Source organism: Terrabacter terrae, assembly GCF_039529575.1.
Lineage (GTDB): Bacteria > Actinomycetota > Actinomycetes > Actinomycetales > Dermatophilaceae > Terrabacter > Terrabacter terrae.
Map to the genome: position 1 here is coordinate 808,695 of NZ_BAAANB010000021.1, position 4,374 is coordinate 813,068.

The following is a 4,374-nucleotide window of genomic DNA, read 5'->3' on the forward strand; positions in this document are numbered from 1 at the left end:
GGGGCCCGTCTCGCGTGTGCCCCGAGCCCTGTCCATGGTTGGGTGCGCTGCCGGAGCGGCCTAGAATCGCCCGGTGACTGCCTACCTCGACCATGCGGCGACGACGCCGATGCTGCCCGCCGCCCTGGCGGCGATGACGGAGCAGCTCATGGTCGTGGGCAACCCGTCGTCGCTGCACCGAACCGGCCGAGCCGCGCGGCGCGTCGTCGAGGAGTCCCGCGAGAGGATCGCCCGCTGCGTGGGGGCCCGCCCGTCCGAGGTGGTGTTCACCTCCGGGGGCACCGAGTCGGACAACCTCGCCGTCAAGGGCACCTTTCGCGCGCGACGTGACGCCGACCCCGCCCGGGTGCGCCTGCTCGTCGGAGCCACCGAGCACCATGCCGTCCTCGACTCGGTCGAGCACCTCGTGGCCCACGAGGGCGCGAAGGTGACCTGGCTGGAGCCGACTGCCGAGGGGTTCGTCGAGCCGGCCACCCTGCGGGCCGCCATCGACACCGACCCGGAGTCGGTGGCCCTCGTGTCGCTCATGTGGGCCAACAACGAGGTGGGCACCGTGCAGGACGTACGGGCGCTGGCCGAGGTCGCCCACGAGTTCGGCGTGCCCTTCCACACCGACGCCGTGCAGGCGGTCGGTCACGTGCCGGTGGACTTCGCGGCGAGCGGCACCGACCTCATGTCCGTGACGGCCCACAAGCTCGGCGGCCCGATCGGGGTCGGGGCACTCGTGGTCCGCCGCGAGGCCCGGCTGGTGCCCCTCACGCACGGCGGCGGCCAGGAGCGCCAGGTCCGGTCCGGCACGCTCGACACCCCGGCCATCGTCGGCTTCGCCACCGCGCTCGTCGAGGCGACGGAGACGATGGAGTCCGAGACGGCGCGGCTCGTGGCGCTGCGTGACGAGCTCATCGACCGCGCCATGGCCGTCGCGCCCGACATCCGGCCCACGGGGGTGTGGGAGCGCGGCGACGCGACGCGGCGCCTGCCCGGCAACGCCCACCTGCTCGTCCCGGGCTGTGACGGCGACTCTCTGCTCTACCTCCTCGACGCGGCCGGGGTCTCGTGCTCGACGGGCTCGGCCTGCCAGGCGGGCGTGCCCCAGCCGAGCCACGTCCTCCTTGCCATGGGCATCCCGGAGAGCGACGCCCGCGGCGCCCTGCGGCTGACTCTCGGGCACACCTCGACGCACGACGACGTCGACGCGGTCATCACGGCGCTGCCCGCGGCCGTCGAGCGGGCCCGGCGTGCACGAGAGGCGACCGCGTCGTGAGAATCGTCGCGGCGATGAGCGGCGGCGTCGACTCCGCGGTGGCCGCCGCCCGCATGATCGACGCGGGGCACGACGTCGTCGGCGTGCACCTGGCCCTCAGCCAGAGCGCCGCGACCCTGCGCGAGTCGGCGCGCGGCTGCTGCACCATCGAGGACGCCGGCGATGCGCGCCGGGTCGCCGACGTGCTCGGCATCCCCTTCTACGTGTGGGACATGGCGGCTCGCTTCAAGCAGGACGTCGTCGACGACTTCCGGGCCGAGTACGCCGCCGGCCGCACCCCCAACCCGTGCCTGCGCTGCAACGAGAAGATCAAGTTCGCCGCCCTCCTCGACAAGGCCCTGGCCCTCGGCTTCGACGCCGTGGCCACCGGCCACTACGCGCGCGTCGTCGAGACCCCACGGGGTGACGGGGGAGTGCGCCGAGAGCTGCACCGCGCCGTCGACGCCGCCAAGGACCAGAGCTACGTCCTGGGCGTCCTCGATGCCGAGCAGCTGGCCCGCTCGTTCTTCCCGCTCGGCGACACGACGAAGCCCGACATCCGGCGCGAGGCGGCGGAGCGGGGCTTCTACGTGGCCAACAAGCCGGACAGCCACGACATCTGCTTCATCGCAGACGGTGACACCCGCGGCTGGCTGACGCGCGAGCTGGGGTCGGCGCCGGGGGACATCGTCGACACCGACGGCCAGGTGCTGGGGCAGCACGAGGGCGCCTTCGCCTACACCGTGGGGCAGCGTCGCGGTCTCGCCCTCGGGCGGCCCGCGGCCGACGGGCAGCCACGCTACGTCGTCGAGGTGCGCCCCGAGACCAACCAGGTGGTCGTCGGCACGGCCGACCTCCTGGGCGTCAACGCGATCACCGGGGACCATGCGCGGTGGTGCGGCCCCGCACCTGAGGGAGTCGTGCAGGTGGGCGCCCAGGTGCGCGCCCACGGCGAGGAGTATGCCGCCACCGCCTGGGCCGAGGGCGACCGCGTGGAGGTTCGGCTCGAGAGCCGCGTCCGTGGAGTCGCGCCCGGACAGTCGGTCGTGCTCTACGACGGCACGAGAGTCGTCGGCTCGGCGACGATCGCCGCCGCGCGGCTCGAGCGGGAGCCGGTGGCCTGACGGGGTCTTCCGTCCGGCCGGCTCAGTCCATGGAACGGGTCCACGTGAGGACCCGAACCGTCGGCTCGAACCCCAGGGCCTGGTAGACCCGTCGCGGCCCGGGGTAGGCGTCGTCGCCGCGCGGGGTGACCTGTGCGAGCCGGGCACCCGCCTCTCGCAGGGCATGCAGCGCGGCGAGGGTCACTGCGCCGGCCAGCCCGCGCCCGCGGTGCTCCGGGGTGCAGCCCACCGGCTCGACCAGCCCGACACCGGTCGTCGGGTCGAGCCACACGAGCGCCGACGCCACCATGGCGCCGGTAGCGTCGACGGCGACCCAGTCGAGGTCGGCGCGGTAGGGCCAGGCCCGCATGAGCCGGCCGTAGGAGGCGGCGTCGACCTGTGAGGGCGCGAGCTCCGACCAGGCTCGCGTATGCACATCGGCCCGGGCTGCGGCCTCATCGGGCCGGACGGGCCGCAAGGTGTAGCCGGACGGGTCCGGGACCGGGCGCAGGGAGCGCAGGTCGAGCAGGTGGTGCGTGAAGTACGGGAGGTCCAGCCGCGCCGAGAAGCCGCCCTCTGCCAGGGCGCTCTCGACCACCGCGTCGCCCTCGACGGCCATGACGGACTGCTCCTCCGCGTCGCTCCACTCCTCGAACCACTCGAGCACCTCGACGGCCACCGCCGGGTGCAGTGGGTCGACCTGCAGCTCCAGCCAGTCCGGCGCCTCCGCCCATCCGAAACCGACGACCTGCCGGCCCTCCCACCAGAGCCCGATCGCCTCGCCGTCGTCGAGCGCGTGTGGGTCCACGGGACGGAAGTAGCGGCTCCAGGCCAGCTGGCCCGGATGGAACCGGCTCGTGGGCGACCACGTGCGCGAGCAGAGGTCCTGCATGATCCGCAGGTCGTCGGGGCCGGAGAAGTCGCGTCGGGTCACCGGCGCCACGCTAGCCCCCGGCCCGGTCGGCGGCACCGGCACACCCTCGTGGGCCCGGCACGCGGCGGGCCTAGGCTGGCGCGGTGACCCTCGCAACCGGCATCGGCTCCTGGCCCGGCACGTCCGTACGAGATGCCCTCGCGCAGGTGCGTGAGCTGCTCGACGGCCACGTGCCCTACCTCCCCGAGCTGCCCGCTCGCGGACCGGGTGCCGACATGGTCGGCCGGACGGCGGGCCTGCTCGTGGAGCTGCCGGTCGACCTGCAGCCCACCGGCTGGCGCCTCGTCGACCGGCCGGGGAAGGACGCCGCCCGCACCGCGGCCCTGCTGCGCGAGGACCTCGACGAGCTCGCCGAGGCCTTCGACGGGCAGCAGGGGCCCCTCAAGCTCCAGGTCGTCGGCCCGTGGACCCTCGCAGCGAACCTCTGGCTCACCCGCGGGGAGCGCGTCGTGGTCGACCCGGGCGCCTGCCGTGACCTCGTCGAGTCGCTCGCCGAGGGCGTACGCGTGCACGTGGCCGCGGTGCGTCGCCTCGTGCCGGGCGCGCAGGTCGTGCTCCAGGTCGACGAACCGAGCCTTCCCACGGTGCTGGCGGGTCGGCTGCCCACGGCCTCCGGATTCGGTCGGCTGCCCAGCCTCGACCCCCAGGCCGCAGCGGCAGGACTCGAGAAGGTCCTGCGTGCACACGACGGCGACACCGTCGTGCACTGCTGCGCGGCGAACCCGCCGCTCCCGCTCCTGCGAGCGGCGCGCCCCTCCGCCCTGTCGCTCGATACTTCTCTGCTGCGCCCCCGCGAGTGGGAAGGTGTCGCCGTGGCGGTGGAGGACGGCATACGCCTGCACGCGGGTCTGGTGCCGACCGACGGCAGCCGCACGCGGCCGCAGGAGCTCGCGGGCGCGCTGCTGGACGCGTGGGACCGCATCGGGCTGGCCCAGCCGGCACTGGCCGAGGTCGTCGTGACCCCGGCCTGCGGCCTGGCCGGCGTCTCGCCCGACGTGGCCCGGGCGGTTCAGCGGGCGGCCGTCGAGTCGGCTGGGGAGCTTCAGGAGCGCAGCGCTGCCTGAGCCGCAGCTGTGGGGGACGGGAGAGGCCGG

The 4,374-nt window shown here is 74.6% G+C and carries 4 protein-coding genes; 3 read left to right on the forward strand and 1 reads right to left on the reverse strand.

Annotated elements, in window-relative coordinates; all coding sequences use genetic code 11:
• Positions 1 to 73: 73 nt before the first annotated feature.
• Positions 74 to 1,264 (forward strand): cysteine desulfurase family protein, encoded by a 1,191-nt coding sequence (locus ABD194_RS13865; protein ID WP_343992311.1) that lies wholly within the window; start codon positions 74 to 76, stop codon positions 1,262 to 1,264.
• Positions 1,261 to 2,367, forward strand: a complete 1,107-nt coding sequence (gene mnmA / locus ABD194_RS13870) for a tRNA 2-thiouridine(34) synthase MnmA (protein WP_343992313.1) — start codon at positions 1,261 to 1,263, stop codon at positions 2,365 to 2,367. Before ABD194_RS13865 ends, mnmA begins: the two co-directional genes overlap by 4 nt.
• A gap of 22 nt (positions 2,368 to 2,389) precedes the next feature.
• On the opposite strand, the gene ABD194_RS13875 is transcribed toward mnmA, so the two are convergent.
• Positions 2,390 to 3,280, reverse strand: a complete 891-nt coding sequence (locus ABD194_RS13875; protein ID WP_343992315.1) for a GNAT family N-acetyltransferase — start codon at positions 3,278 to 3,280, stop codon at positions 2,390 to 2,392.
• A gap of 83 nt (positions 3,281 to 3,363) precedes the next feature.
• Here ABD194_RS13875 and ABD194_RS13880 point away from each other — a divergent pair, with 83 nt between their 5' ends.
• Complete coding sequence (locus tag ABD194_RS13880; protein WP_343992317.1) at positions 3,364 to 4,344, forward strand: uroporphyrinogen decarboxylase/cobalamine-independent methonine synthase family protein; 981 nt, start codon at positions 3,364 to 3,366, stop codon at positions 4,342 to 4,344.
• The last annotated feature ends 30 nt before the right edge of the window (positions 4,345 to 4,374 follow it).